Genomic DNA, 25,233 nt, shown 5'->3' with positions numbered 1-25,233 from the left:
GAAAACGGGGCTCGCGGATAAATCAGGTCAGGCATCAAAAAAGGTCCCGAAAGACCTTCAATAGGAATAAAACTGATGTGTGGAATTGTAGGCGCAGTAGCGCAACGCGATATTGCTGAAATTCTGTTAGAAGGTTTACGCCGTCTCGAATACCGCGGTTATGACTCAGCCGGTCTGGCTGTGATTGATGCGCAAGGGAAAATGGGGCGTTTGCGTCGTCTGGGCAAAGTCCAGATGCTGGCTGACGCGCTGGATCAACATCCACTGCACGGCGGCACCGGTATTGCGCACACCCGCTGGGCAACCCACGGCGAACCTTCTGAAGCGAACGCCCACCCGCATGTGTCCGATTACATCGCGGTGGTGCATAACGGCATCATTGAAAACCACGAACCTCTGCGTGAATTACTGATCGAACGCGGCTACCGTTTTGATTCCGAAACGGATACCGAAGTGATCGCGCATCTGGTGCATTGGGAACAACTTCAGGGCGGCACGCTGCTGGAAGTGGTTCAGCGTGTTATCCCGCAACTGCGTGGCGCATACGGTACTGTCGTGATGGACAGCCGTGATCCGTCCGTTCTGGTCGCCGCCCGTTCCGGCAGTCCGCTGGTGATCGGTCGTGGCGTGGGTGAAAACTTCATTGCTTCCGATCAGCTGGCATTGCTGCCGGTCACCCGTCGCTTCCTGTTCCTGGAAGAAGGCGATGTGGCGGAAGTGAAACGTCGCTCGGTCAGCGTGTATGACAAAAATGGTCATGCAGTTGAGCGTGAAGAAATTGAATCCAAAGTGCAGTACGACGCGGGTGATAAAGGCGTTTACCGTCACTACATGCAGAAAGAAATCTACGAACAGCCTCTGGCGATCAAAAACACCCTGGAAGGCCGTTTCAGCCATGGTGAAGTGAATCTGAGCGAACTGGGCGAAAAGGCTGACGACATTTTGTCACGCGTTCAGCATATCCAGATTATTGCCTGCGGGACGTCGTATAACTCCGGTATGGTCGCGCGTTACTGGTTTGAATCATTGGCCGGTATGCCTTGTGATGTGGAAATCGCATCTGAATTCCGCTATCGCAAATCTGCTGTACGTCCGGGCAGCCTGATTATCACGCTGTCCCAGTCCGGCGAAACGGCCGATACGCTGGCCGCCCTGCGTCTGTCCAAAGAACTGGGTTATCTCGGTTCTCTGGCCGTGTGTAACGTGGCCGGTTCATCGTTGGTGCGTGAATCCGACTTGGCACTGATGACCAAAGCGGGCACCGAAATCGGCGTGGCATCGACCAAAGCATTTACCACTCAGCTGACCGTTCTGTTGATGTTGGTGGCGCGTATGGGTCGTCTGAAAGGCGTAGCGCCGCAGGTTGAGCACGACATCGTTCATGCGCTTCAGGCATTGCCTGCGCGTATCGAGCAGATGCTGTCGCTGGATAAAACCATCGAAGCTCTGGCAGAAGGTTTCTCTGACAAGCATCACGCCTTGTTCCTCGGTCGCGGCGATCAATACCCGATTGCGATGGAAGGTGCGCTGAAGCTCAAAGAGATCTCTTATATTCATGCCGAAGCCTATGCAGCAGGCGAGCTGAAACACGGCCCGCTGGCGCTGATTGATGCCGATATGCCGGTGATCGTGATTGCGCCAAACAACGAACTGCTGGAAAAGCTGAAGTCGAACATCGAAGAAGTGCGCGCCCGTGGTGGCCTGCTATATGTCTTCGCCGATCAGAATGCCGGTTTTACCGACAGCGACGGCATGAAGATCATTCAGCTGCCACACGTTGAAGAAATCGTCGCACCGATTTTCTACACCGTTCCGCTCCAGCTGCTGTCCTACTATGTCGCGCTGATCAAAGGCACCGACGTAGACCAGCCGCGTAACCTTGCGAAGTCTGTGACGGTAGAATAAGTCTTTAAGATTTGTGCTTCTGAGCGCCCCCCGTGGGCGCTTTTTTATTTCTGCGACGCAACAAGGTATAGTCCGCCTTTTACAGAGGTTCTCTGCGCAATGCCGATCCCTTCTTCCATACGGATTAACAAATACATCAGCGACAGCGGCATGTGTTCGCGGCGTGATGCTGACCGTTATGTCGAAAACGGGCGGGTATTGATTAACGATATGCAGGCCGAATTTGGTGCTCAGGTCTTTGACGGCGATGTAGTGAAGGTGGATGGCCAGCTCATAGGGCAACGAGATGAAACCGGTCTGGTGATGCTCGTGCTGAACAAGCCGGTAGGTATTATTACCTCGATGGACGAAAGTCTGCCGGATAACATCGGAACACTGATTCATCACAGCAAACGTATCTTTCCGGTCGGGCGTCTGGATAAGGATTCGCAGGGACTGATTTTACTGACCAACCACGGCGACATGGTGAACAAAATTCTGCGCGCCGGTAACGATCATGAAAAAGAGTACGTGGTGACCGTCAACAAGCCGGTGAACGACGCATTCATTCTCGGCCTGAGCACAGGCGTTCCGATGCTGGGCACCGTGACCAAAGCCTGCAAAGTGGTGAAAGAATCAGAATATATTTTTCGTATTACGCTGGTGCAGGGCCTTAATCGTCAGATCCGCCGCATGTCGAAGTATTTTGGTTTTGAGGTGACCCGTCTTGAACGCGTGCGCATTATGAATATTCATCTGGAAGGGCTGCCGTTGGGTGAATCACGGGAATTGACCGGTGATGAAGAGAAAGAGTTATTGCGGCGTATTCAACACTCAGTTTCCGACGAAACACTGCCGTAAGCGGTCATTTCTCCACCAGGGCACGCCTCAAAACCTCTCAGTTTCGCCGTATTGCCTGAATTATGACCATTGTCATAAAACTGTCATATAACGTACATTTTACTGTCACCAAACTGTCCTATTTTCCTCCTGTGCCTAACACTTTAATTAACGTCGACATTAGTCGGGAAGTTTAAAACCACCAGGAGTGGAACATGAAATTGATGCGTAACACCGTCGCCGGTCTTGTAGCAGCGACTTTTTCCCTCACAGCAATGTCTGCTTTCGCTGCCTCTAACCTGACTGGCGCTGGCGGTACCTTCCCTGCACCTGTTTACGCGAAGTGGGCAGATGCTTATCAGAAAGAAACCGGTAATCAGGTTAACTATCAGGGCATCGGTTCTTCCGGCGGCGTGAAACAAATCATCGCCAAAACCGTTGATTTCGGTGCGTCCGACGCCCCGATGAAAGAAGAAGATCTGACCAAAAACGGCCTGTTCCAGTTCCCTACCGTGATCGGTGGCGTGGTACTGGCGGTTAACATCCCTGGCATCAAATCCGGTCAGCTGACTCTGGACGGTGCAACGCTGGGTGATATTTACCTCGGCAAAATCAAAAAGTGGAACGACGCGGCGATCACTAAGCTGAACCCTGGCGTGAAACTGCCAGACACTAACATCGCGGTGGTACGCCGTGCTGATGGTTCCGGTACCTCTTTCGTGTTCACCAGCTATCTGGCGAAAGTGAACAACGAGTGGAAAGAGAAAATCGGTTCTGGTTCTACCGTTAACTGGCCTACCGGTCTGGGCGGCAAAGGTAACGACGGCGTGGCGGCATTCGTGCAGCGTCTGCCAGGTTCTATCGGCTACGTAGAATACGCTTACGCGAAACAAAACAACCTGGCTTACACCAAACTGGTGGATGCCGACGGTAAAGCCATTACCCCGACTGAAGAATCTTTCAGCGCAGCGGCCAAAGGCGCTGACTGGACGAAAACCTTCGCTCAGGACCTGACCAATCAGAAAGGTGACAATGCGTGGCCAATCAGCTCCACCACCTTCATCCTGATTTACAAAGACCAGCAAGATGCAGCTAAAGGCACTGAAGTGCTGAAGTTCTTCGACTGGGCTTACAAAAACGGTAACAAGCTGACGACCGACCTGGATTACGCCGCACTGCCTGATTCTGTGGTTGAACAGATCCGCGCAGCGTGGAAAACCAATGTAAAAGACTCCAGCGGCAAAGCACTGTACTAGGATCCGACCTTCCGTCTGATATAGAGTACAAGTCTTCTGCTTCATTCCCTCTCCGGCCGGGGAGGGAATTAAATCTGAATTAAAAGAGAGTGGTATGGCTGAATACAAGCCGGCTATCAAGGCACCAAGCAAAAACGGTGACATCATCTTCGGCGCGCTGGTCAAACTGGCTGCGCTGATCGTGTTATTAATGCTGGGCGGTATTATCGTCTCGCTGTTTATTGCTTCCTTACCGAGCATTGAAAAGTTCGGTTTATCCTTCCTCTGGAATAAAACCTGGGACGCCCCGAACGAGCAGTTCGGCGCACTGGTGCCGATTTACGGTACCGTCGTCACCTCGATTATCGCCTTGCTGATTGCCGTACCGGTCAGCTTTGGTATCGCGTTATTCCTCACCGAACTGGCTCCGAACTGGCTGAAACGTCCGCTAGGCATTGCCATCGAGCTGCTGGCGGCTATTCCCAGCATAGTTTACGGCATGTGGGGTTTATTCGTTTTTGCACCGCTGTTTGCCCAATACTTCCAGACGCCAGTCGGTGACGTACTTTCCGGCATCCCGATTGTTGGCGCTCTGTTCGCCGGTCCCGGATTTGGTATCGGTATTCTGGCTGCGGGTGTGATCCTCGCTATCATGATCATCCCTTACATCGCCTCGGTAATGCGCGACGTGTTCGAGCAAACGCCGGTGATGATGAAAGAGTCCGCTTACGGCATCGGTTGTACGACGTGGGAAGTGATTTGGCGCATCGTGTTGCCGTTCACTAAAAACGGCGTGATTGGCGGTGTGATGTTAGGGCTGGGACGCGCGTTGGGTGAAACCATGGCGGTGACCTTTATCATCGGCAACACCTACCAGCTCGACAGTGTCTCGCTGTATATGCCGGGCAACAGTATTACCTCGGCGCTGGCTAACGAATTCGCCGAAGCCGAAGCCGGTCTGCATACCGCCGCGCTGATGGAACTGGGCCTGATTCTGTTCGTGATTACTTTTATCGTTCTGGCGCTGTCGAAAGTGATGATTCTGCGTCTGGCTAAGAAAGAGGGCCGTTAAGATGACGACACTCGAAATGCAAAGCACCCCTGAACTGCTGGAGTCGCGCCGCAAACGTCAGGCATGGCGTCGGCAGAAAAACCGTCTGGCGCTGCTGGTCTCTATGATGACTATGGCGTTCGGTTTGTTCTGGCTGGTGTGGATCCTGTTCACCACCGTGGTGAAAGGCGTCGACGGAATGTCGCTGGCGCTGTTCACTGAAAATACCCCGCCACCGAATACGGCGGGCGGCGGTCTGGCGAATGCCATCGCGGGCAGCGGATTACTGATTTTGTGGGCGACCGTGATCGGTACGCCACTGGGCGTGATGGCGGGGATTTATCTGGCAGAATATGGCCGCAAATCCTGGCTGGCGGAGTTCATTCGTTTCATCAATGACATTCTGCTTTCCGCGCCTTCCATCGTCGTTGGCCTGTTCGTGTACACCATTATGGTAGCGAAAATGGGGCATTTCTCCGGCTGGGCGGGCGTTCTGGCGCTGGCGCTGCTGCAAATCCCTATCGTTATCCGCACCACCGAAAACATGCTCAAACTGGTGCCGGACAGCCTGCGTGAAGCGGCTTACGCACTGGGTACGCCAAAATGGAAGATGATTTCCGCCATCACGCTCAAAGCGTCGGTGTCCGGCATCATCACCGGTATCCTGCTGGCGATTGCCCGTATTGCCGGTGAAACCGCGCCACTGCTGTTCACGTCTCTCTCCAATCAGTTCTGGAGCACCGACATGATGCAGCCGATTGCCAACCTGCCGGTGACCATCTTCAAGTTTGCGATGAGCCCGTTTGGCGAATGGCAACAACTGGCGTGGGCGGGCGTGCTGCTGATTACATTGTGCGTGCTGCTGCTGAATATTCTGGCGCGTGTGATTTTCGCGCAGAAAAAACAATAATTCATGATGGATGGCAGGCGATAACGGCTGCCGTCACTGTTTTCCCGGCGTCGCGATGCGGCGCGCGAATAAGAGAGATGTCTGAGAATGACTGACGCATCCAACAGCAAGATTCAGGTTCGCGATCTGAACTTTTATTACGGCAAATTCCACGCGCTGAAAAATATCTCCCTGGATATTGCCAAGAACGAAGTGACTGCATTTATCGGCCCGTCGGGCTGTGGAAAATCCACACTGCTGCGCACGTTCAACAAAATGTATCAGCTGTATCCTGAGCAGCACGCGGAAGGCGAAATCCTGCTCGATGGCGAAAATATTCTGGTCGATAAGCAAGATATCGCCCTGCTGCGCGCCAAAGTCGGCATGGTGTTCCAGAAGCCAACGCCGTTCCCGATGTCGATTTACGACAACATCGCATTTGGCGTGCGTCTGTTTGAGAAGCTTTCCCGTAACGATATGGACGAGCGCGTGCAGTGGGCGCTGACCAAAGCGGCGCTGTGGAATGAATCCAAAGACAAATTGCATCAGAGCGGTTACAGCCTCTCCGGCGGTCAGCAACAGCGTTTGTGTATCGCGCGTGGTATCGCGATCCGCCCTGACGTGCTGCTGCTCGACGAACCCTGCTCGGCGCTGGATCCGATTTCCACTGGCCGTATCGAAGAGCTGATCACCGAACTGAAATCCGATTACACGGTAGTGATTGTGACGCACAACATGCAGCAGGCTGCGCGTTGTTCAGACCGCACTGCGTTTATGTATCTGGGCGAACTGATCGAATACAGCGACACCGATTCGCTGTTCACTTCGCCAGCGCGTAAACAGACTGAAGATTACATTACTGGCCGCTACGGTTGAGGTAAGAAAAATGGATAACCTGAACTTAAACAAACATATTTCCGGCCAGTTCAACGCAGAGCTTGAGCACATCCGCACCCAGGTGCTTGTGATGGGCGGTCTGGTTGAACAGCAACTGACGGACGCTATCACCGCGATGCACAATCAGGACGCGGAGTTGGCGCAGCAGGTCATCAAAGGCGATGACAAAGTGAACATGATGGAAGTGGCGATCGACGAGGCCTGCGTACGCATCATTGCCAAGCGCCAGCCGACTGCCAGCGACCTGCGTTTAGTCATGGCGATCATTAAAACCATTTCCGAGCTGGAGCGTATCGGCGACGTGGCGGATAAAATCTGCCGTACCGCGCTGGAGAAATTCTCGCATCTGCATCAACCGTTGCTGGTCAGCCTGGAGTCACTGGGCCGCCACACCGTGCAGATGCTGCATGACGTACTGGATGCCTTCGCACGCATGGATCTCGACGAAGCGGTGCGGATTTACCGTGAAGACAAGAAAGTGGATCAGGAATATGAAGGCATCGTGCGCCAGCTGATGACCTACATGATGGAAGATCCGCGCACCATTCCAAGCGTCCTGACTGCGCTGTTCTGCGCCCGTTCTATCGAGCGTATCGGCGACCGTTGTCAGAACATTTGCGAATTCATCTTCTACTTCGTGAAAGGTCAGGATTTCCGTCACGTTGGCGGCGATGCATTAGATAAGTTGCTGACAGACAGCAAAGAAAAGAAAGAGTGATCTGTCCTTCATCATTCGCCTTTCTGCAACGCGAATTATTGAGTGCAACGTCAGCGAAACGCTAAAAACAAAAAAGGCCTCACACGAGGCCTTTTTGCTGTCCGATCAGCGGTTATTTCATCACATACCGCAGTGCTACCACCACCGCCAGCTGGCGATAATGCGCGACCTGCAAATCCACTTCGTCAGGATTTTCAAACAATGCGCCGAAGGTGTACTGGTTAGCCACCTGATGCACACACAGGCTGCTGATCAGCCGGTGAACGTCACGCGCCTGCGCGTCGTCCTTGAAAAGGTGGCTCTGTTTTCCACGTTCGAGAATATCTTCCAGCACCGTTAAGGCCGATTTGTTGATCTCACGGATGCTGGTGGACTGGCGGATGAAGCGCCCGCGCAACATGTTTTCGGTCGAAACAATACGGATAAATTCCGGATGCGAGACGTGGAAATCAAAACTGGCTTCCACCAGCTTGACGATCGCTTCGGCGGGCGGAAACGCCGATAAATCCAGATCCAGCTCGTGCTGGCGGATCCCACGATAAACGTGCTCCAGCACCAGTAAATACAGCGCTTCCTTGGTCTTATAGTGGTAGACCACCATACGTTTTGTGGTGTTGGCATTGGAGGCGATATTCTCCATCCGCGCGCCCATCAGGCCAGACTCGGCGAATTCAGCCAGCGCGCTGTCAAAAATACGCTGCTTCAGGCCTATCGGATCATTTTTACGTCCCGGCGCCGGGGAACTTTGGCTGCTCAGCGTCTTACCCTCATCATTAACCACATTTACGTCCCAGAGATTAACCATTGATCCGCTCAGTTACAATCCGCCGGGCGACAATCCGTGCATTCACACCCACCGGTGGCACTTGACGAACCGGGGATCAGGGTCCACTACTGTAAGAACCGAAACCTGAAAAAAAAGGATGCTATTTTGCCAGTAACTTCACGATTACGCTCCATTGCGACGGTTTCTGTGCCCGGAACCTTGCCTGAAAAACTTAAGGCCATTGCCGCAGCGGGATTTGATGGCGTGGAAATCTTCGAAGATGACTTGTTGAAAAACCCGGTTAAACCCATCGCTATCCGCAATTTGGCCGATTCTCTGGGATTGCAGATTTTCCTGCTGCAGCCTTTTCGCGATTTCGAAGGCATTGCGCCTGAAAAACGCCCGGAGAAGCTCGCCAGCGCGCGACGTCAGTTTGATCTGATGAGCGAACTGGGTTGCGATCACCTGCTGGTATGCAGCAATACCGACGCCGACAGCTCAGCCGAACGCGACGTTCAGATTGCCGATCTCGCTGCGCTGGCAGAAATGGCGCAGCCGTACGACATCCGCATCGGTTATGAAGCGCTGGCGTGGGGGAAACATGTTAACCGCTATCTGCAGGCATGGGATCGCGTACGCGAAGTGAATCATCCGGCACTCGGCATTGTGCTCGACAGTTTTCATGTTCTGGCTGTCGGTGACAATCTCGACCGGCTGGACGAGGTGCCGCTGGATAAAATCAGCTTCCTGCAACTGGCCGACGCGCCTTACAAAGACATGAACGTCCAGCAATGGAGCCGCAGTTACCGTTGTTATCCCGGACAGGGCGATTTACCGCTGGTGGATTTCGTCAGTACATTGAATCAAAAAGGCTTTCGCGGCCCGTGGTCGCTGGAAATCTTCAATGATAAAACCCTGCCGCTGGCCGATGGCTTGCGCTCGCTGGTGGAGCTGGAAAAACGCATGCTGGCGCATGATCTCGCGGTGCTCAAAGACTGATTTATCGCCAATGTCGACTGACCGCTACTGCGGTCAGTCTTCCCGCCCCCATCCAGTGCTGGCGCTTTTCGGCTAAAATCCTTAGGATACCCCCCGATTGTTTTTCCCCCATTTTGGAACTCACACATGAGCACACCACACAGCAACGCGACCGGTGGAAAAGGGCTGGCTGAGCGTCTGTTTAAACTGACGCAGCACGGCACCACGGTTCGCACTGAAACTATCGCGGGTTTAACCACCTTCCTGACCATGGTCTACATCGTTTTCGTGAACCCGCAAATCCTGGGCGTCGCGGGAATGGATAAGCAGGCTGTCTTTGTCACCACCTGTCTGATCGCCGCGTTTGGCAGCATCCTGATGGGTGTGATTGCTAACCTGCCGGTGGCGCTGGCACCGGCGATGGGGCTGAACGCGTTCTTTGCGTTTGTCGTCGTGGGCGCGATGGGCGTGTCGTGGCAAGTCGGGATGGGCGCGATTTTCTGGGGCGCTGTCGGTTTGCTGCTGCTGACCATCTTCCGCATCCGCTACTGGATGATCGCCAATATTCCCATCAGCCTGCGCGTGGGGATCACCGCCGGTATCGGGCTGTTCATCGGCATGATGGGGCTGAAAAACGCCGGGATCATCGTGCCGAACCCGGACACCATCGTGACCATCGGCAACCTGACCTCGCACAACGTACTGCTTGGCGTGCTGGGCTTCTTCATTATTGCCGTGCTGGCGTCGCGTAATTTCCACGCCTCTGTGCTGGTGTCTATTGTCGTTACGACGCTGATTGGTCTGGCGATTGGCGATGTGCATTACAACGGTTTTTGGTCGATGCCGCCGAGCATCACTACCGTTGTTGGTCAGGTGGACCTGAAAGGCGCACTGAACATCGGTCTGGCAGGCGTGATTTTCTCCTTCATGCTGGTTAACCTGTTTGACTCCTCCGGTACGCTGATTGGCGTGACCGACAAAGCCGGGTTGGCCGATGCGCAGGGTAAATTCCCGCAGATGAAGCAGGCGCTGTATGTCGACAGCGTGGCTTCTGTGGCGGGCGCATTCATCGGGACATCATCAGTAGGCGCTTACATCGAAAGCACCTCAGGCGTCTCTGTGGGTGGCCGTACCGGCCTGACTGCCGTGGTCACCGGTTTGCTGTTCCTGCTGGTTATCTTTATTTCACCCCTAGCAGGCATGGTTCCGGAATACGCCGCCGCAGGCGCGCTGATTTATGTCGGCGTTCTGATGACCTCAAGTCTGGCGCGCGTGTCGTGGGATGACCTGACCGAAGCCGTTCCGGCATTTGTGACAGCGGTGATGATGCCGTTCAGTTTCTCCATTACCGAAGGTATCGCGCTGGGTTTCATCTCTTACGTCGTGATGAAACTGGGCACTGGCCGCTGGAGAGAAATCAGCCCGTGCGTAGTGGTCGTGGCATTGCTGTTCGTGCTGAAAATCGCGTTCGTTGATGGGCATTAATTGGTAAGAGCCCCGTCTTGAGGCATTAAAAAAGCCCGCTCACGTTTAAACAGTGAGCGGGCTTTTTGCATTGGGTCATGCGGGAATTATTGACTGACGCGATGCGTGTAATCTGCAAAGGCGGTGAGCTGCCCCTTAAGGAAATCCAGCGTGCCCTGGTCGATCACTTCGCCGGTCTGTTCATCGACTTTACTTTGGATCACGCCGCCCATGAACTCAGGTTTGTTCATCACCATCGCATCCAGGAACACCAGAATTTGACGCAAATGATACTGGCAGCGCGCACCGCCAACCGGCCCCATTGAACTGGTCTGGATCAGTACCGGTTTACCGGCCAGCGGCTGGTTCGGCAGACGGGAAATCCAGTCGATGGCATTTTTCAGGCCACCCGGTACCGAGTAGTTATATTCTGGCGTCACGATGATCACGCCATCTGCCTGACGAATGTGTTCCGCAATGGCCTCGATATCGGCCGGGAACCCCTCTTCCTGCTGAACGTCGGCGTCGTATAGCGGCACTGAGCCGATAGACGGCAGCGCCTCAATGGTGACACCGGCTGGCGCGACTTTCGGCAGCGAGCGGGCCACCATTGCGTTATAAGACCCTTTACGAAGACTCCCTAACAGTGTGACAAACTTCAGTGGCTGAGCTGACATGGCGTTCTCCTGCTTTGGTTAACGTAGGTTCTACCATAAACGAAAAGCCGCTCCACGATATACAACGTTAATGAAAACATAAGTGAAGTTTTATTTAGCTGGCGGCAGGCTGATGAATTTCATGTAGTGCGGCGATTCAGATTGCTGATCCACTGACAGGGTTTGCGTGCGGGTAAACCCGTTTTCCGGTTCATAGCGCCAGCATTGCAAACGGATAATCGACGGCGACTGCGCACACGCCCAGGTGATCGAGCCTTCTATGTCACTCATCACCTGCGCTTCCGGCGTGACGGTTGAACGTAAACGTCCGGAGGCAGGATTTAAGCTGAGCGTCAGGGGATTTTGATCATTGATGCCAGACATCTTCAGCATGCTCTGGCGGATACACCACAATTGCAGGGAGGACTCGACAGGATCGGACTGCATGGCAATCCAGGTTTTTTCAACGGCGGACAGTTGCACCTGCTGTTGAGGATTTACCAGTGCGCTGCGGGCGTGAATGATCTCGAGATCAAGCCCGACTTTACCTTCGCTGCTGATCAATACGCCGACCGTGCTGCCGGCATAGGCCAGACTGAAATCCGGCAAATCGGGGGATTCAAAGCTTGGGCGACCGCTGGGTAAGGTGATGACGTTGGGCAATTCGGGAATGCCGTACAAATAGAAAATCATTTCTGCCAGCAGAACGCGACCGTTCAGAAAGCGTCGGCACTGTTTTTCGGAAAGGTTTCTTGCGGATAATACGATGTCTCTGGGCACCCGATGTGTATCAGGTTCTGCATCCGTTACAGCCCATCTTGCAAAATGGCACGCCATTGTTCACTCCATGATTAATGGTTCGACCATATTTTCTCAACATGCGATAAGAATAACATTAAGAGAAATCATTAAAAACCGCTTAAAACCCGTGATACACCACAGTTTTATTACGTTTCAGAAAGTTTTTCATAACGCTTTAGTGAACGCTATCACGTTGTTAGCTTGATAGTGAGAAAGAATATCATCCGCACGATGTTCTGGTTTTTCACCCCGATGATCTGACCACCAGATATATCTACTATAGCAACATAAAGAAACATCAGAAAATGCCGTTAGTAGTTAAGCAGCGATCTCGCTGCTTTGCCGGTGAGTACCCTAATATGTTAAAAACAACACAGTCTCGCTTTATCGCATTGATCAGCTTGTTTTTTATTGTGCTGGTCATCGTTACGCTCATTGTTATCCAGGTCTTTATCGCTCCCCAACTGAAGCAAACAGAAACTAATCTGGTTGCCAATCAGGTAGATGATGTGGCGGTCGCCATCAACGATCGTCTGAATAAAGTGGAATCACAGGTGCGCACCATCACGCAAACCGTGGCACAGATGGACAGCGACAGCATTGATCGCCTGCTACCTGCGCTGGTCGATCAGTATGGTGACGCCGCTGTCTTTGGCGGCGGTATCTGGCCGCTGCCAAATCAGCGCGATCCAGCAAAAATCAAATTCAGCACCTTCTTTGCTCGTAATAATAATAATGAACTGACGGTCAACACCTTCTGGAACAGCGCGGAATCGCCAAACTACTTCGAGCAATCCTGGTATATGGCAGCGTCAAAAGGTGAAAAAGGGCAGTGCGTCTGGGCTCCGGCCTATTTTGACGACGCCAGCACCCAGCCGCGAACCAACTGTGCGATGCCAATTTACAAAGGCGACAAGCAGTGGGGCGTAGCCACTATCGATGTCACCCTGGGCTTCTTCAACCAACTGGTGACCGGGATGGAGAAAAAGGTCAATGCGACAATTTATATCGTTGAGAAAGACGGGACGATTGTCGGCACCAGCCACGCCAGCGATGAAAAACTGCCAAAACTGGCGTCATTGGGGGAACAGTCCCAACTTGCCGCGCAAATCCGCAAAAGTCTTGATCAGATTAACGGTGCGGCGAATGTGGTAGCGGATTACGACAGCGACGGCACGTCCCACACGATGTTTATGAGCAACATTCAGGGGCCGTGGTATATCGTCACGGATATGCCCACCAGCCAGTTGCAGGCGCGCACGCACAGCATTCTTGCCAGTCTTGGCATGGTGCAAATCCCGATGGTCTTGCTGTTGTTAATTGTACTGATCGTCGCTATCAAAATTTTCATGCGCCAGCTGGCTGCGCTGCATAAAAACATCAGTCAGCTTTCTGCCGGGGGCGCGGATCTTACCCGTCGTTTACCGGACAGCCGTAGCCCTGAGTTCAATGCTATCAACCAGAGCTTCAACAGCTTCCTGTCTTTCCTGCAATCTATCCTGCGCCAGGTCGGTGACAGTAGTATGGCAATCACTTCGGCATCGCGGCAGATCGCCAGCGGAAATCTCGATCTCTCCGCACGGACGGAAGAACAGGCCAGCTCTATTGTGCAAACGGCCGCCTCAATGGAAGAACTCACCAGCACGGTGAAACAGAACGCCGCAAATGCCGAAGGAGCAAACCAACTGGCGCGCGATGCGTCGGCCGTTGCTGAGAAAGGGTCTGACGTAGTGAAACAGGTGGTAGTGACCATGGGCTCGATCACCCGTTCATCACACAAGATTGTCGATATCATCAGCGTGATCGACGGTATCGCTTTCCAGACTAATATTCTGGCGCTCAATGCCGCGGTGGAAGCCGCGCGCGCAGGTGAACAAGGGCGCGGTTTTGCTGTGGTTGCATCGGAAGTACGCAGTCTGGCGCAGCGTTCGGCCACCTCGGCCCGCGAAATTAAAAAACTCATCGAAGACTCGGTGGCGGATATTGCCACCGGCAGCCAACTGGTGGCCACGGCGGGTACGACAATGGATGAAGTGATGGGCGGCGTGAATAACGTGGCGACGCTGATGAACGAGATCATGTCCTCCAGTCAGGAACAAAGTCTCGGCATTGAGCAGGTCAATATTGCGATCACTCAGCTTGATAACGCCACGCAGCAAAACGCCGCGCTGGTGGAACAGGTGTCTGCCGCCGCTCAGGCGATGCAGGATCAAACCGTTCAGCTGGAAACCGTGGTGGCGGGCTTCAAGCTCTGAACAAGATTGGACGTTAACGCGCAGACCGGACGAGTTTATAAAGTCCGGTCAGGACATTGAGTGAAAGATAATAAAAAACCCACATTTTGCGATGTGGGTTTTTTACGTTCAGGTGGCCAAATCACTTACCAATACAGAAACTCGAGAAAATGCGTCCCAGCAGATCATCGGACGTGAATTCACCGGTGATTTCGCTGAGCGACTGCTGCGCCAGACGCAACTCTTCTGCCAGCAATTCACCGGCCCACGCCCCTAACAGCTGGTCTTTACCCTGAACCAGATGCTGTGCGGCATCTTCCAGCGCATTCAGGTGGCGGCGGCGGGCGAGGAATCCGCCTTCCATATTGTGGTTGAAGCCCATGACCTGTTTAAGATGATCGCGCAGCAAATCAACGCCATCGCCGGTACGGGCGGAAAGGCGGATAAGTGAGTGACCATTCACTTCAGTTTGACCCAGCGCTTCGCCGGTAATGTCTGCTTTGTTGCGCACCACGACGATCGGCAATGTCGCGGGCAGGCGCGCCATAAACTCTGGCCAGATGTCGGCAGGCTCTGTCGCGGCAGTTGTCGTGCCATCGACCATGAACAGCACTAAGTCAGCCTGTTCGATCTCATTCCATGCACGTTCGATACCAATACGCTCGACTTCGTCGCTGGCTTCACGCAGACCGGCGGTATCGATAATATGCAGAGGCATGCCATCAAGATGAATATGTTCACGCAGCACGTCGCGGGTGGTACCGGCGATATCTGTGACGATCGCCGCCTCGCGACCCGCTAAGGCGTTCAGCAGGCTGGATTTACCGGCGTTAGGCCGTCCGGCAATCACCACTTTCATCCCTTCACGCAGCAGGCTGCCCTGACGCGCTTCGGCGCGCACGGCGTCGAGATCGCCCATTACGGTATTGAGCTTGGCCTCAATTTTACCGTCAGACAGAAAGTCGATTTCCTCATCCGGGAAATCAATTGCCGCTTCCACAAAGATTCGCAGGTGAGTGAGTGCTTCCACCAGATGATGAATTCGCTGAGAGAACGCGCCCTGCAAGGAGTTTACCGCTGAACGTGCGGCCTGCTCGGAGCTGGCATCAATGAGATCGGCGATCGCTTCAGCCTGTGCCAGATCAAGCTTATCGTTTAGGAAGGCACGTTCAGAGAATTCACCGGGACGCGCGATGCGTACGTTTTCCAGCGCGATAATGCGACGGAGCAGTAAATCGAGGATCACCGGGCCGCCGTGGCCCTGTAGCTCCAGCACATCTTCGCCGGTAAAGGAATTCGGGCCGGGGAACCACAGTGCGATGCCCTGATCCAGCGTGCTGCCGTCTGCATCCTGAAACGGCAGATAGTCGGCATAGCGGGGCTTGGGCAGCTTACCTAAGACAGCCAGTGCCACATCCCGCGCCGCACGGCCTGAAATGCGCAAAATGCCAACGCCGCCGCGACCGGGAGGGGTTGCCTGGGCGATAATGGTATCTGAGGTACTCATAGCGTTTTATCTCTTTTCATATCCGGCATACATCAACCTGCAGATGCGTTGGCTGCGCTCGAATTATACCGGGTATTTGGATGTGCAAAAGGCGGTCAAATGACCGCCTTTGTCTTTTTATCATCAAGTTTAGCTGTCAGGACGGAAGCCGCCCTGACAATCACTTATGACTTTTTCTTGTCGCGGCTGTGCAGGCCACGTTTTTCCAGCCCGCGATAAATCAGCTGCTGCTGGAGGATGGTGACCAGGTTACTGACGATGTAGTACACCACCAGACCAGAAGGGAACCACAGGAAGAACACGGTGAAGATGACCGGCATGAAGGTCATGATCTTCTGCTGCATTGGATCGGTCACGGTAGTCGGCGACATCTTCTGAATGAAGAACATCGTGATACCCATCAGCACCGGCAGAATGTAGTACGGGTCTTGCGCTGACAGGTCATGGATCCACAGGATGAATGGCGCATGACGCAATTCAATGGAGCCAGACAGCATGTAATACAGTGCCAGGAAGATTGGCATCTGAATAACCAGCGGCAGACAGCCACCCAACGGGTTCACTTTCTCAGACTTGTACAGCGCCATCATTTCCTGACTCATGCGCTGTTTGTCATCACCGATACGTTCACGCATGGCCGCCAGTTTCGGCTGCAACATACGCATTTTCGCCATCGACGTGTACTGCGCGCGGGTCAGTGGATACATGATACCGCGGACAATAAAGGTGATAACGATGATCGAGAAGCCCCAGTTACCGACAAAGCCCTGAATAAATTTCAGAAGTTTGAACAGTGGCTGAGAGATGAACCATAACCAACCGTAATCCACTGTCAGGTCAAGGTGAGGCGCGATAGCGGCCATCTTGTCCTGAATTTCAGGGCCGACCCACAGGATGGAAGCAACTTGTTGCTGCGCACCCGGTGCCACGGTAAACGGTGTGCCTTTAAAGCCAATCGTTGAAATACCGTTGTTGGCCGTGGTGAAGAAAGTGTTGGTGTCTTTCGCAGACGGGATCCACGCTGTCGCAAAATACTGCTGCAGCATCGCAACCCAACCGCCCTGAGTGGTGACATTCAGCGCTTCGCTCTTATCGAACGCGTACTTCTGATATTTGTCATCGCTGGAGGAGTATGCCGCGCCGCGGAACGTGTGCAGAGCAAAGTTATTGCTGCCGGTATCACGGTGCTTAGGCAAATCGGTGGTTTGTTTCAACTGGCCAAACATAGTCAGTTCAAGCGGGGCTGGCGAGGTGTTGTTGATGTTGTATTCAACGTTCACCGCGTAAGAGCCACGTTTGATAACGAAGGTTTTGGTGTAAATCGCACCGTTCTGAGCCGTATAGGTCATCGGGATGCGCAGTTCAGACTGACCTTCAGCTAATGTGAAGGAATCCGAGCTTGCCTGGAACAGAGGACGTTCGCCGTTAGCCGGATTGTCTGGACCGTTTTTGCCTGTCAGACCGCTTTGCGCCTGATAGACGAAATTAGGAGTGGTTTCCAGTAACTGGAAAGGCTGGTTAGAACCCAGAGTCGTTGGGTAAGCAGTCAGCAGAGCCTGCTCAATGTCGCCACCACGGGTGTTGATAGTTAATGACAGAACATCGCTGTTAACTGTAATTAATTTACCCTGACCGCTGCCAGGAACAGCCTGGTTAGCAGCATCACCGTTTGCAGTATTCGCAGTCTGTTGCGTGGTCTGGTTGGCCGGTTGCGGAGCGTGGTCCGTTTGCCATGCCTGCCAGATCATGAAAGACACGAACAGCAGAGCGATGAGGAAAAGATTGCGTTGCGAATCCATCGTTAGAGTTCTCTGTTATTGTCGGTTTTCGGCGGTACGGGGTCATCACCACCTGGGTTCAAAGGATGGCATTTTAATACGCGTTTCAAAGTCAACCAACTGCCTTTTAACACGCCAAAACGACCAATTGCTTCAATACCGTATTGAGAGCAGGTTGGTCGAAAGCGGCAATGCGGCCCGAGCAAAGGACTGATGAACAACTGATAACCACGTATCAGTTTAATCAGGATGCGGGTGCCTGTCGGCAATGTCGACGCCATAATTTCTCCAACGCTTCCGTCAGCGCGCGATTATCTAAATCGGCGACACCCTTTTTGGCTACCACTACAAAATCCATCGCCGGCAGCGCGTGCTGATTCAGTCGGAAACTTTCGCGGGTAAGGCGTTTGATCCGATTGCGTTCATGAGCGCGTTTGACGTGTTTTTTAGCGACGGTAAGACCGATGCGGGGATGCCCCAGCTCGTTCAGGCGGCCGAGTATCGTAATTTGCGGCGTGCCAGCCCGTTGTGGCTGCTGGAAGACGAAAGTGAAATGACGGGGAGTTAACAAACGTAACTCCCTGGGAAAAGCGAGCTTAACCACTAATTCGATTAGCTTTATTACTTGGAAGCAGCTGACAGACGAGTACGGCCTTTCGCACGACGGCGGGCCAGAACCAGACGACCATTTTTGGTTGCCATACGAGCACGGAAACCGTGGGTGCGGTTGCGCTTCAATACGGACGGTTGGAAAGTGCGTTTCATAGCGATTTCTACCTAAACTTAAATTATTACTGATCAGTAAACGCGAAGACATTTCGGCGAAAATACGACCGATGCCCTTGTCGCAACATATAAAGAAGCGGGATTGTAATAACTGTACAGTCCTGAGTCAATTTACATTGCCAGAAAGGGTCCAAATGTTTACCAGAATGGCCCGTGGTCACACCGCAAATCCATCTGGTTATGACCATCAGGAACACAGGCTTGACACATAGGGCTGAGAATTATACGGACTCTGAGGCAAATCGCAAGGATCCTCGTCTGATCCTTATCCACAGGCCTGAGATCTTGTCTGCGTGCTGCTGAAAAATGCCTCAGCGGAGTCCTATTTTTTCACCAGAGTGATGATTACATCGCCTAATTTTAAAAGGATCGGCTAAGCTTACCCACTTGCCGATGGCTGCCTGTGGATAAAAAGGATCTAAACTGTCAGTAAGGGGAGGATCTCTGTGTCGGATTGCGTTATGATCCGCCATTCCGATCGTGATCCCAGCCGGGATGCTGTCGACAAAAACCGCAAAAAGCGGTTCGCACGTGACTTTATGCCGCTGACAGGGTGGCGAAAGAAATTTCCCCCATTCACCGGGCGGGACGTGTGTCAAAAATCATGATTTAAAAAATATCCTGATCCTTTTCTTTTTTTGATCTTGTTCGAGTGGAGTCCGCCGTGTCACTTTCGCTTTGGCAGCAATGTCTTGCCCGTTTGCAGGATGAACTACCTGCCACAGAATTCAGTATGTGGATACGCCCCCTACAGGCGGAACTCAACGACAATACGCTGGCGCTTTACGCCCCGAATCGTTTCGTCCTGGATTGGGTTCGCGACAAATATCTCAATAACATTAATGGTTTGCTCAATGATTTTTGCGGTGCAAACGCGCCGCTGCTGCGCTTTGAAGTGGGCAGCAAACCGTTAATTCAGCGCGTCAGCCAGCCTGTTGCGGCCAGCGTCAGTTCGCAGTCAGCACCGGCGATCCCGCGCCTCGCGCCTTCTCGTCCAAGCTGGGACAGCTCGCCGGTACAACCTGAGCTGTCTTACCGTTCTAACGTGAATCCGAAACACACATTCGATAACTTCGTTGAAGGTAAGTCTAACCAACTGGCCCGCGCGGCGGCGCGTCAGGTGGCAGATAATCCGGGCGGCGCGTACAACCCGCTTTTCCTTTATGGCGGCACCGGTCTCGGTAAAACCCACTTATTGCACGCGGTCGGCAACGGCATCATGGCGCGTAAAGCCAATGCGAAAGTGGTGTACATGCATTCCGAGCGCTTTGTTCAGGACATGGTCAAAGCGCTGCAAAACAATGCCATCGAAGAATTCAAACGCTACTATCGCTCCGTCGATGCGTTGCTTATCGATGACATTCAATTCTTTGCGAATAAAGAACGTTCACAGGAAGAGTTCTTCCACACCTTCAATGCTTTGCTGGAAGGTAATCAGCAGATCATTCTGACCTCGGATCGTTATCCGAAAGAGATCAATGGTGTTGAAGATCGTCTGAAATCCCGTTTCGGCTGGGGCCTTACGGTGGCGATCGAGCCACCTGAATTAGAAACCCGCGTGGCGATCCTGATGAAAAAGGCCGACGAGAACGATATCCGTCTGCCGGGGGAAGTGGCCTTCTTTATTGCTAAACGTCTGCGTTCCAATGTGCGTGAGCTTGAAGGCGCACTGAACCGCGTGATTGCCAACGCCAACTTTACCGGGCGCGCGATCACCATCGACTTCGTTCGTGAAGCGCTGCGAGATTTATTAGCGCTTCAGGAGAAGCTGGTCACTATCGATAATATTCAGAAAACAGTGGCCGAATATTATAAAATCAAGGTCGCTGACCTGCTTTCCAAACGGCGTTCCCGTTCGGTAGCCCGCCCACGCCAGATGGCGATGGCGCTGGCGAAAGAGCTGACCAACCACAGCCTGCCAGAAATCGGCGATGCGTTCGGTGGTCGGGACCATACCACGGTGTTGCACGCCTGCCGTAAAATCGAGCAGTTGCGTGAAGAAAGTCACGACATCAAAGAAGATTTCTCCAACTTAATCAGAACATTATCTTCCTAGCGCTATGAAATTTATTGTTGAACGTGAGCATTTGCTGAAACCACTGCAACAGGTCAGTAGCCCGCTGGGTGGACGACCGACGTTGCCTATTCTGGGTAACCTGTTATTACAGGTGACGGATGGCGCGTTGTCGCTGACCGGGACGGATTTGGAAATGGAGATGGTGGCGAAAGTCGCGCTGTCCCAGACCCATGAAGCGGGTGCCACGACGGTACCGGCGCGTAAATTTTTTGATATCTGCCGTGGATTGCCTGAAGGCGCGGAAATTTCCGTCGCTCTCGACGGTGACCGCATGCTGGTACGCTCAGGCCGCAGCCGTTTCTCGCTGTCGACCCTGCCAGCAACAGATTTCCCTAATCTCGACGACTGGCAAAGCGAGGTGGAATTCACCCTGCCGCAGGCCACGTTGAAACGTCTGATCGAAGCCACGCAGTTCTCGATGGCGCATCAGGACGTTCGTTATTACTTAAACGGCATGCTGTTCGAAACCGAAGGTGAAGAACTGCGTACTGTCGCCACTGACGGCCACCGCCTGGCGGTATGTTCCATGCCAATCGGCCAGTCACTGCCGTCGCATTCGGTGATCGTGCCTCGTAAAGGCGTGATGGAGCTGGTGCGTCTGCTTGACGGCGGTGACACGACGTTGCAGCTGCAAATCGGCAGCAACAATATTCGTGCTCATGTCGGCGACTTTATCTTTACCTCCAAACTCGTTGATGGCCGTTTCCCTGACTATCGCCGCGTATTGCCGAAGAATCCCGACAAAACGCTGCAAGCCGGGTGTGATTTGCTGAAACAGGCCTTCGCCCGTGCAGCTATCCTGTCCAACGAAAAATTCCGTGGTGTGCGTTTGTATGTCAGCCATAACCAGCTGAAAATCACCGCCAATAACCCGGAGCAGGAAGAAGCAGAAGAGATTCTGGACGTCGGCTACGAAGGCACCGAAATGGAAATCGGCTTCAACGTCAGTTATGTACTGGATGTGCTTAATGCGCTCAAGTGCGAAGACGTGAATCTGCTGCTGACCGACTCTGTGTCCAGCGTGCAGATCGAAGATGCCGCCAGCCAGTCGGCGGCCTATGTCGTCATGCCGATGAGGCTTTGATCTGAATTAATGGCCTTAACGCGCTTACTGATAAAAGATTTCCGCAACATTGAGGCGGCGGATTTAGACCCGTCGCCCGGTTTTAACTTTCTCGTCGGTCCCAATGGCAGCGGTAAAACGAGCGTGCTCGAGGCGGTGTATACGCTCGGGCACGGCCGTGCTTTTCGCAGTTTGCAGGCAGGGCGCGTGATCCGTCACGACCAACCGGAGTTCGTTCTTCACGCCCGCGTGGATGACGGCGGCGATCGCGAAGTGTCGATCGGCCTGAGCAAAAGCCGTCAGGGCGACAGTAAAGTGCGCATCGACGGCAGTGACGGCCACAAAGTGTCCGAACTGGCGCAGATGTTGCCGATGCAACTTATCACCCCCGAAGGCTTCACCCTGCTCAATGGCGGGCCGAAGTACCGGCGGGCGTTTATCGACTGGGGTTGTTTCCATCACGACCCCGGTTTTTTTATCGCCTGGAGCAACCTGCGACGGTTACTCAAGCAGCGCAACGCCGCGCTGCGCCAGGTGAGTCGTTATGCGCAAATTCGTGCCTGGGATCAGGAATTGATCCCGTTAGCCGAGCGCATTAGCGAATGGCGGGCAGCGTACAGCGAAGCGATCGCGGCTGATATCAGCGCGACCTGCGCGCAATTCCTGCCTGAATTCGACCTCAGTTTTTCTTTCCAGCGTGGATGGGACAAGGAAACTGAGTACGGCGAGTTGCTGGAGCGTAACTTTGAGCGCGACAGAGCCTTAACCTATACCGCATCAGGTCCGCATAAAGCGGATTTCCGCATTCGTGCCGACGGCACGCCGGTGGAAGATTTGCTGTCCCGTGGGCAGCTGAAATTGCTGATGTGCGCGCTCCGGTTAGCGCAGGGTGAGTTTCTCACCCGACAGAGCGGGCGGCGTTGCCTGTATCTTCTTGACGATTTTGCCTCCGAGCTGGACGCCGACCGACGTCGGTTGCTGGCCGATCGCCTGAAAGCCACCCAGGCACAGGTTTTTGTCAGTGCGATAAGCGCTGAGCAAGTGACCGATATGATGGGTGAAAAGGGCAAGATGTTCCGCGTGGAACAAGGTAAAATAGCCGTTCTATCACAGGACTAAAAATGAGCGAGAAACGTTGATGTCGAATTCTTATGACTCCTCAAGTATCAAGGTATTAAAAGGGCTGGACGCGGTGCGTAAGCGCCCCGGCATGTATATCGGCGATACCGATGACGGCACTGGTCTGCACCACATGGTATTCGAGGTTGTGGACAACGCTATCGACGAAGCCCTCGCGGGCCACTGTAAAGAGATTCAGGTCACGATCCATGCGGATAACTCTGTTTCCGTACAGGATGATGGTCGTGGTATTCCTACCGGCATTCACGAAGAAGAGGGCGTTTCTGCTGCTCAGGTCATCATGACCGTACTTCATGCCGGCGGTAAATTTGACGATAACTCGTACAAAGTCTCCGGCGGTCTGCATGGCGTGGGTGTTTCCGTCGTTAACGCCCTGTCGGAAAAACTGGAGCTGGTTATCCGCCGTGAAGGCAAAGTGCACACCCAGACTTACGTCCACGGTGAGCCGCAGGATCCGCTGAAAGTGGTTGGTGATACCGAGGCGACCGGTACGACCGTGCGCTTCTGGCCAAGCTACGCCACCTTCACCAATCAAACAGAATTCGAGTATGACATTCTGGCGAAACGCCTGCGTGAGCTGTCATTCCTGAACTCTGGTGTGGCGATCCGCCTACTCGACAAACGCGATGGCAAGAACGATCACTTCCATTATGAAGGCGGTATCAAAGCTTTCGTGGAATACCTGAACAAAAACAAAACACCAATCCACCCAACCGTGTTCTATTTCTCCACCGTGAAAGACGATATCGGTGTGGAAGTGGCGTTGCAGTGGAATGATGGTTTCCAGGAAAATATTTACTGCTTTACCAACAATATCCCTCAGCGCGACGGCGGCACCCATCTGGTAGGCTTCCGTTCTGCGATGACCCGTACGCTTAACGCGTATATGGATAAAGAAGGCTACAGCAAGAAATCCAAAATCAGCGCCACCGGTGATGATGCCCGTGAAGGCCTGATCGCCGTGGTTTCGGTAAAAGTGCCGGATCCTAAGTTCTCCTCTCAGACCAAAGACAAACTGGTTTCTTCCGAAGTGAAGACCGCCGTTGAGTCTCTGATGAACGAGAAGCTGGTTGATTATCTGATGGAAAACCCGGCCGACGCGAAAATCGTTGTCGGTAAAATCATCGATGCAGCCCGTGCGCGTGAAGCCGCGCGTAAAGCACGTGAAATGACCCGTCGTAAAGGCGCGCTCGATCTGGCCGGTCTGCCAGGCAAACTGGCTGACTGTCAGGAACGCGACCCGGCACATTCCGAACTGTACTTAGTGGAAGGGGACTCAGCGGGCGGCTCTGCAAAACAAGGCCGTAACCGTAAGAACCAGGCGATTCTGCCGTTGAAAGGGAAAATCCTCAACGTTGAGAAAGCGCGCTTCGACAAAATGCTCTCTTCTCAGGAAGTGGCGACGCTGATTACCGCGCTCGGTTGCGGTATCGGCCGTGACGAATACAACCCGGATAAACTGCGTTATCACAGCATCATCATCATGACCGATGCCGACGTCGATGGTTCGCACATCCGTACCCTGTTACTGACATTCTTCTACCGTCAGATGCCTGAAATTGTAGAGCGTGGCCACGTGTTTATCGCGCAGCCTCCGCTGTACAAAGTGAAAAAAGGCAAACAGGAACAGTACATTAAAGATGATGAAGCGATGGATCAGTATCAAATCTCTATCGCGATGGACGGGGCAACGTTACACGCCAACGCCCATGCACCAGCACTGGCGGGCGAACCGCTGGAGAAACTGGTGGCTGAACATCACAGCGTGCAGAAAATGATTGGCCGTATGGAACGTCGTTATCCGCGTGCGCTGCTGAATAATCTGGTCTATCAGCCAACGCTGGCGGGTGCTGAACTTGCCGACGAAGCGAAAGTGAAGGAATGGATTGAAACGCTGGTGTCTCGTCTGAACGAGAAAGAGCAGCACGGCAGCAGCTACAGTGCAATCGTGCGCGAAAATCTTGAACACCAGCTGTTCGAGCCAATCCTGCGCATTCGTACTCACGGTGTGGATACCGACTACGATCTCGATGCAGACTTCATTCAGGGCGGCGAATACCGCAAAATCTGTACCCTGGGTGAAAAACTGCGCGGCCTTATCGAAGAAGATGCTTACATCGAACGTGGCGAACGCCGTCAGCCAGTGACCAGCTTCGAGCAGGCGCTGGAATGGCTGGTGAAAGAGTCACGTCGCGGTCTGTCGATTCAGCGTTATAAAGGTCTGGGTGAAATGAACCCTGAGCAATTGTGGGAAACCACGATGGATCCGACACAACGCCGCATGCTGCGCGTGACGGTGAAAGATGCTATCGCGGCGGACCAGCTGTTCACCACGCTGATGGGCGATGCGGTTGAACCGCGCCGCGCCTTCATCGAAGAGAACGCCCTTAAAGCGGCCAATATCGATATCTGACAGAGCGCTGACTGATAAAGAACCAAGTCCGAAACGGGAAACCGCTTCGGACTTTT

At 53.4% G+C, this 25,233-nt stretch carries 21 protein-coding genes and 1 pseudogene; 14 read left to right on the top strand and 8 right to left on the bottom strand.

What is annotated here, in order from left to right; all coding sequences use genetic code 11:
* Positions 1–75 precede the first annotated feature (75 nt).
* The 7 genes from glmS to phoU all read left to right on the top strand — a co-directional run bounded on the left by glmS (position 76) and on the right by phoU (position 7,514).
* Positions 76–1,905 (top strand): glutamine--fructose-6-phosphate transaminase (isomerizing), encoded by a 1,830-nt coding sequence (glmS, locus tag TU92_RS06360; protein WP_112165408.1) that lies wholly within the window; start codon positions 76–78, stop codon positions 1,903–1,905.
* Between the two features lie 99 nt (positions 1,906–2,004).
* Positions 2,005–2,745 carry a 23S rRNA pseudouridine(2604) synthase RluF gene (rluF, locus tag TU92_RS06355; protein WP_112165406.1) on the top strand — a complete coding sequence of 247 codons (741 nt, stop codon included), beginning with the start codon at positions 2,005–2,007 and terminating at the stop codon, positions 2,743–2,745.
* 194 nt (positions 2,746–2,939) lie between these two features.
* On the top strand, positions 2,940–3,980 hold the full coding sequence (pstS, locus tag TU92_RS06350; RefSeq protein WP_112165404.1) for a phosphate ABC transporter substrate-binding protein PstS: 1,041 nt from the start codon (positions 2,940–2,942) through the stop codon (positions 3,978–3,980).
* Between the two features lie 94 nt (positions 3,981–4,074).
* Positions 4,075–5,031: a phosphate ABC transporter permease PstC gene (pstC, locus tag TU92_RS06345; RefSeq protein WP_112165402.1), complete on the top strand. Its 957-nt coding sequence runs from the start codon at positions 4,075–4,077 to the stop codon at positions 5,029–5,031.
* A 1-nt stretch (position 5,032) separates the two neighbouring features.
* Positions 5,033–5,920 (top strand): phosphate ABC transporter permease PstA, encoded by an 888-nt coding sequence (pstA, locus tag TU92_RS06340; RefSeq protein WP_112165400.1) that lies wholly within the window; start codon positions 5,033–5,035, stop codon positions 5,918–5,920.
* Positions 5,921–6,007: 87 nt separating this feature from the next.
* Positions 6,008–6,775 carry a phosphate ABC transporter ATP-binding protein PstB gene (gene pstB, locus TU92_RS06335; protein ID WP_112165398.1) on the top strand — a complete coding sequence of 256 codons (768 nt, stop codon included), beginning with the start codon at positions 6,008–6,010 and terminating at the stop codon, positions 6,773–6,775.
* Between the two features lie 10 nt (positions 6,776–6,785).
* Positions 6,786–7,514 carry a phosphate signaling complex protein PhoU gene (gene phoU / locus TU92_RS06330; RefSeq protein ID WP_112165396.1) on the top strand — a complete coding sequence of 243 codons (729 nt, stop codon included), beginning with the start codon at positions 6,786–6,788 and terminating at the stop codon, positions 7,512–7,514.
* Positions 7,515–7,626: 112 nt separating this feature from the next.
* Here phoU and TU92_RS06325 read toward each other — a convergent pair whose 3' ends face one another.
* On the bottom strand, positions 7,627–8,319 hold the full coding sequence (locus TU92_RS06325; RefSeq protein ID WP_112165394.1) for a TetR/AcrR family transcriptional regulator: 693 nt from the start codon (positions 8,317–8,319) through the stop codon (positions 7,627–7,629).
* 126 nt (positions 8,320–8,445) lie between these two features.
* On the opposite strand from TU92_RS06325, the pseudogene TU92_RS06320 reads away from it, so the two are divergent.
* Positions 8,446–9,252: pseudogene (locus TU92_RS06320) on the top strand (sugar phosphate isomerase/epimerase family protein); the annotation flags it as partial.
* Between the two features lie 153 nt (positions 9,253–9,405).
* The gene (locus tag TU92_RS06315; protein WP_112165390.1) at positions 9,406–10,743 is read left to right on the top strand and encodes an NCS2 family permease; all 1,338 of its coding nucleotides are present in this window, start codon (positions 9,406–9,408) and stop codon (positions 10,741–10,743) included.
* An 86-nt stretch (positions 10,744–10,829) separates the two neighbouring features.
* Here TU92_RS06315 and TU92_RS06310 read toward each other — a convergent pair whose 3' ends face one another.
* Positions 10,830–11,399, bottom strand: a complete 570-nt coding sequence (locus TU92_RS06310; protein ID WP_112165388.1) for an NADPH-dependent FMN reductase — start codon at positions 11,397–11,399, stop codon at positions 10,830–10,832.
* A 90-nt stretch (positions 11,400–11,489) separates the two neighbouring features.
* Entirely contained in the window at positions 11,490–12,215 is a 726-nt protein-coding gene (locus tag TU92_RS06305) for a 4'-phosphopantetheinyl transferase family protein (protein WP_112165386.1), read from the bottom strand.
* A 323-nt stretch (positions 12,216–12,538) separates the two neighbouring features.
* Between TU92_RS06305 and TU92_RS06300 the strand changes: the two genes are divergently transcribed.
* Entirely contained in the window at positions 12,539–14,434 is a 1,896-nt protein-coding gene (locus tag TU92_RS06300; RefSeq protein ID WP_112165384.1) for a methyl-accepting chemotaxis protein, read from the top strand.
* Positions 14,435–14,555: 121 nt separating this feature from the next.
* On the opposite strand, the gene mnmE is transcribed toward TU92_RS06300, so the two are convergent.
* The 5 genes from mnmE to rpmH all read right to left on the bottom strand — a co-directional run bounded on the left by mnmE (position 14,556) and on the right by rpmH (position 18,463).
* On the bottom strand, positions 14,556–15,920 hold the full coding sequence (mnmE, locus tag TU92_RS06295; RefSeq protein WP_112165382.1) for a tRNA uridine-5-carboxymethylaminomethyl(34) synthesis GTPase MnmE: 1,365 nt from the start codon (positions 15,918–15,920) through the stop codon (positions 14,556–14,558).
* Positions 15,921–16,084: 164 nt separating this feature from the next.
* Complete coding sequence (gene yidC / locus TU92_RS06290) at positions 16,085–17,719, bottom strand: membrane protein insertase YidC (protein ID WP_112165380.1); 1,635 nt, start codon at positions 17,717–17,719, stop codon at positions 16,085–16,087.
* A 2-nt stretch (positions 17,720–17,721) separates the two neighbouring features.
* Entirely contained in the window at positions 17,722–17,979 is a 258-nt protein-coding gene (gene yidD / locus TU92_RS06285; protein WP_072158102.1) for a membrane protein insertion efficiency factor YidD, read from the bottom strand.
* A complete protein-coding gene (gene rnpA, locus TU92_RS06280; protein ID WP_072158101.1) occupies positions 17,943–18,302 on the bottom strand; it encodes a ribonuclease P protein component in 360 nt (119 codons plus the stop codon). Before rnpA ends, yidD begins: the two co-directional genes overlap by 37 nt.
* A 17-nt stretch (positions 18,303–18,319) precedes the next feature.
* On the bottom strand, positions 18,320–18,463 hold the full coding sequence (gene rpmH / locus TU92_RS06275) for a 50S ribosomal protein L34 (protein WP_072158100.1): 144 nt from the start codon (positions 18,461–18,463) through the stop codon (positions 18,320–18,322).
* A gap of 685 nt (positions 18,464–19,148) precedes the next feature.
* Here rpmH and dnaA point away from each other — a divergent pair.
* From dnaA to gyrB, 4 genes are read left to right on the top strand one after another with little or no spacing between them, the layout of a single operon-like run.
* Entirely contained in the window at positions 19,149–20,540 is a 1,392-nt protein-coding gene (dnaA, locus tag TU92_RS06265) for a chromosomal replication initiator protein DnaA (protein WP_112165378.1), read from the top strand.
* Positions 20,541–20,544: 4 nt separating this feature from the next.
* Positions 20,545–21,645 carry a DNA polymerase III subunit beta gene (gene dnaN, locus TU92_RS06260; RefSeq protein ID WP_112165376.1) on the top strand — a complete coding sequence of 367 codons (1,101 nt, stop codon included), beginning with the start codon at positions 20,545–20,547 and terminating at the stop codon, positions 21,643–21,645.
* A gap of 9 nt (positions 21,646–21,654) precedes the next feature.
* The gene (gene recF / locus TU92_RS06255) at positions 21,655–22,743 is read left to right on the top strand and encodes a DNA replication/repair protein RecF (protein WP_112165374.1); all 1,089 of its coding nucleotides are present in this window, start codon (positions 21,655–21,657) and stop codon (positions 22,741–22,743) included.
* Positions 22,744–22,762: 19 nt separating this feature from the next.
* A complete protein-coding gene (gyrB, locus tag TU92_RS06250) occupies positions 22,763–25,177 on the top strand; it encodes a DNA topoisomerase (ATP-hydrolyzing) subunit B (RefSeq protein ID WP_112165372.1) in 2,415 nt (804 codons plus the stop codon).
* Positions 25,178–25,233 lie beyond the last annotated feature (56 nt).

Source organism: Rahnella inusitata (assembly GCF_003263515.1).
Lineage (GTDB): Bacteria > Pseudomonadota > Gammaproteobacteria > Enterobacterales > Enterobacteriaceae > Rahnella > Rahnella inusitata.
This window is presented reverse-complemented; position numbering and strand designations above follow the sequence as displayed.

Coding starts and splice junctions, on each gene's coding strand:
- rluF (WP_112165406.1), top strand. CDS start 2,005: ATGCCGATCCCTTCTTCCATACGGATTAACAAATACATCAGCGACAGC.
- glmS (WP_112165408.1), top strand. CDS start 76: ATGTGTGGAATTGTAGGCGCAGTAGCGCAACGCGATATTGCTGAAATT.
- pstC (WP_112165402.1), top strand. CDS start 4,075: ATGGCTGAATACAAGCCGGCTATCAAGGCACCAAGCAAAAACGGTGAC.
- pstA (WP_112165400.1), top strand. CDS start 5,033: ATGACGACACTCGAAATGCAAAGCACCCCTGAACTGCTGGAGTCGCGC.
- yidD (WP_072158102.1), bottom strand. CDS start 17,979: ATGGCGTCGACATTGCCGACAGGCACCCGCATCCTGATTAAACTGATA.
- TU92_RS06305 (WP_112165386.1), bottom strand. CDS start 12,215: ATGGCGTGCCATTTTGCAAGATGGGCTGTAACGGATGCAGAACCTGAT.
- yidC (WP_112165380.1), bottom strand. CDS start 17,719: ATGGATTCGCAACGCAATCTTTTCCTCATCGCTCTGCTGTTCGTGTCT.
- pstS (WP_112165404.1), top strand. CDS start 2,940: ATGAAATTGATGCGTAACACCGTCGCCGGTCTTGTAGCAGCGACTTTT.
- TU92_RS06300 (WP_112165384.1), top strand. CDS start 12,539: ATGTTAAAAACAACACAGTCTCGCTTTATCGCATTGATCAGCTTGTTT.
- rpmH (WP_072158100.1), bottom strand. CDS start 18,463: ATGAAACGCACTTTCCAACCGTCCGTATTGAAGCGCAACCGCACCCAC.
- gyrB (WP_112165372.1), top strand. CDS start 22,763: ATGTCGAATTCTTATGACTCCTCAAGTATCAAGGTATTAAAAGGGCTG.
- phoU (WP_112165396.1), top strand. CDS start 6,786: ATGGATAACCTGAACTTAAACAAACATATTTCCGGCCAGTTCAACGCA.
- TU92_RS06310 (WP_112165388.1), bottom strand. CDS start 11,399: ATGTCAGCTCAGCCACTGAAGTTTGTCACACTGTTAGGGAGTCTTCGT.
- dnaN (WP_112165376.1), top strand. CDS start 20,545: ATGAAATTTATTGTTGAACGTGAGCATTTGCTGAAACCACTGCAACAG.
- recF (WP_112165374.1), top strand. CDS start 21,655: ATGGCCTTAACGCGCTTACTGATAAAAGATTTCCGCAACATTGAGGCG.
- pstB (WP_112165398.1), top strand. CDS start 6,008: ATGACTGACGCATCCAACAGCAAGATTCAGGTTCGCGATCTGAACTTT.
- TU92_RS06325 (WP_112165394.1), bottom strand. CDS start 8,319: ATGGTTAATCTCTGGGACGTAAATGTGGTTAATGATGAGGGTAAGACG.
- TU92_RS06315 (WP_112165390.1), top strand. CDS start 9,406: ATGAGCACACCACACAGCAACGCGACCGGTGGAAAAGGGCTGGCTGAG.
- mnmE (WP_112165382.1), bottom strand. CDS start 15,920: ATGAGTACCTCAGATACCATTATCGCCCAGGCAACCCCTCCCGGTCGC.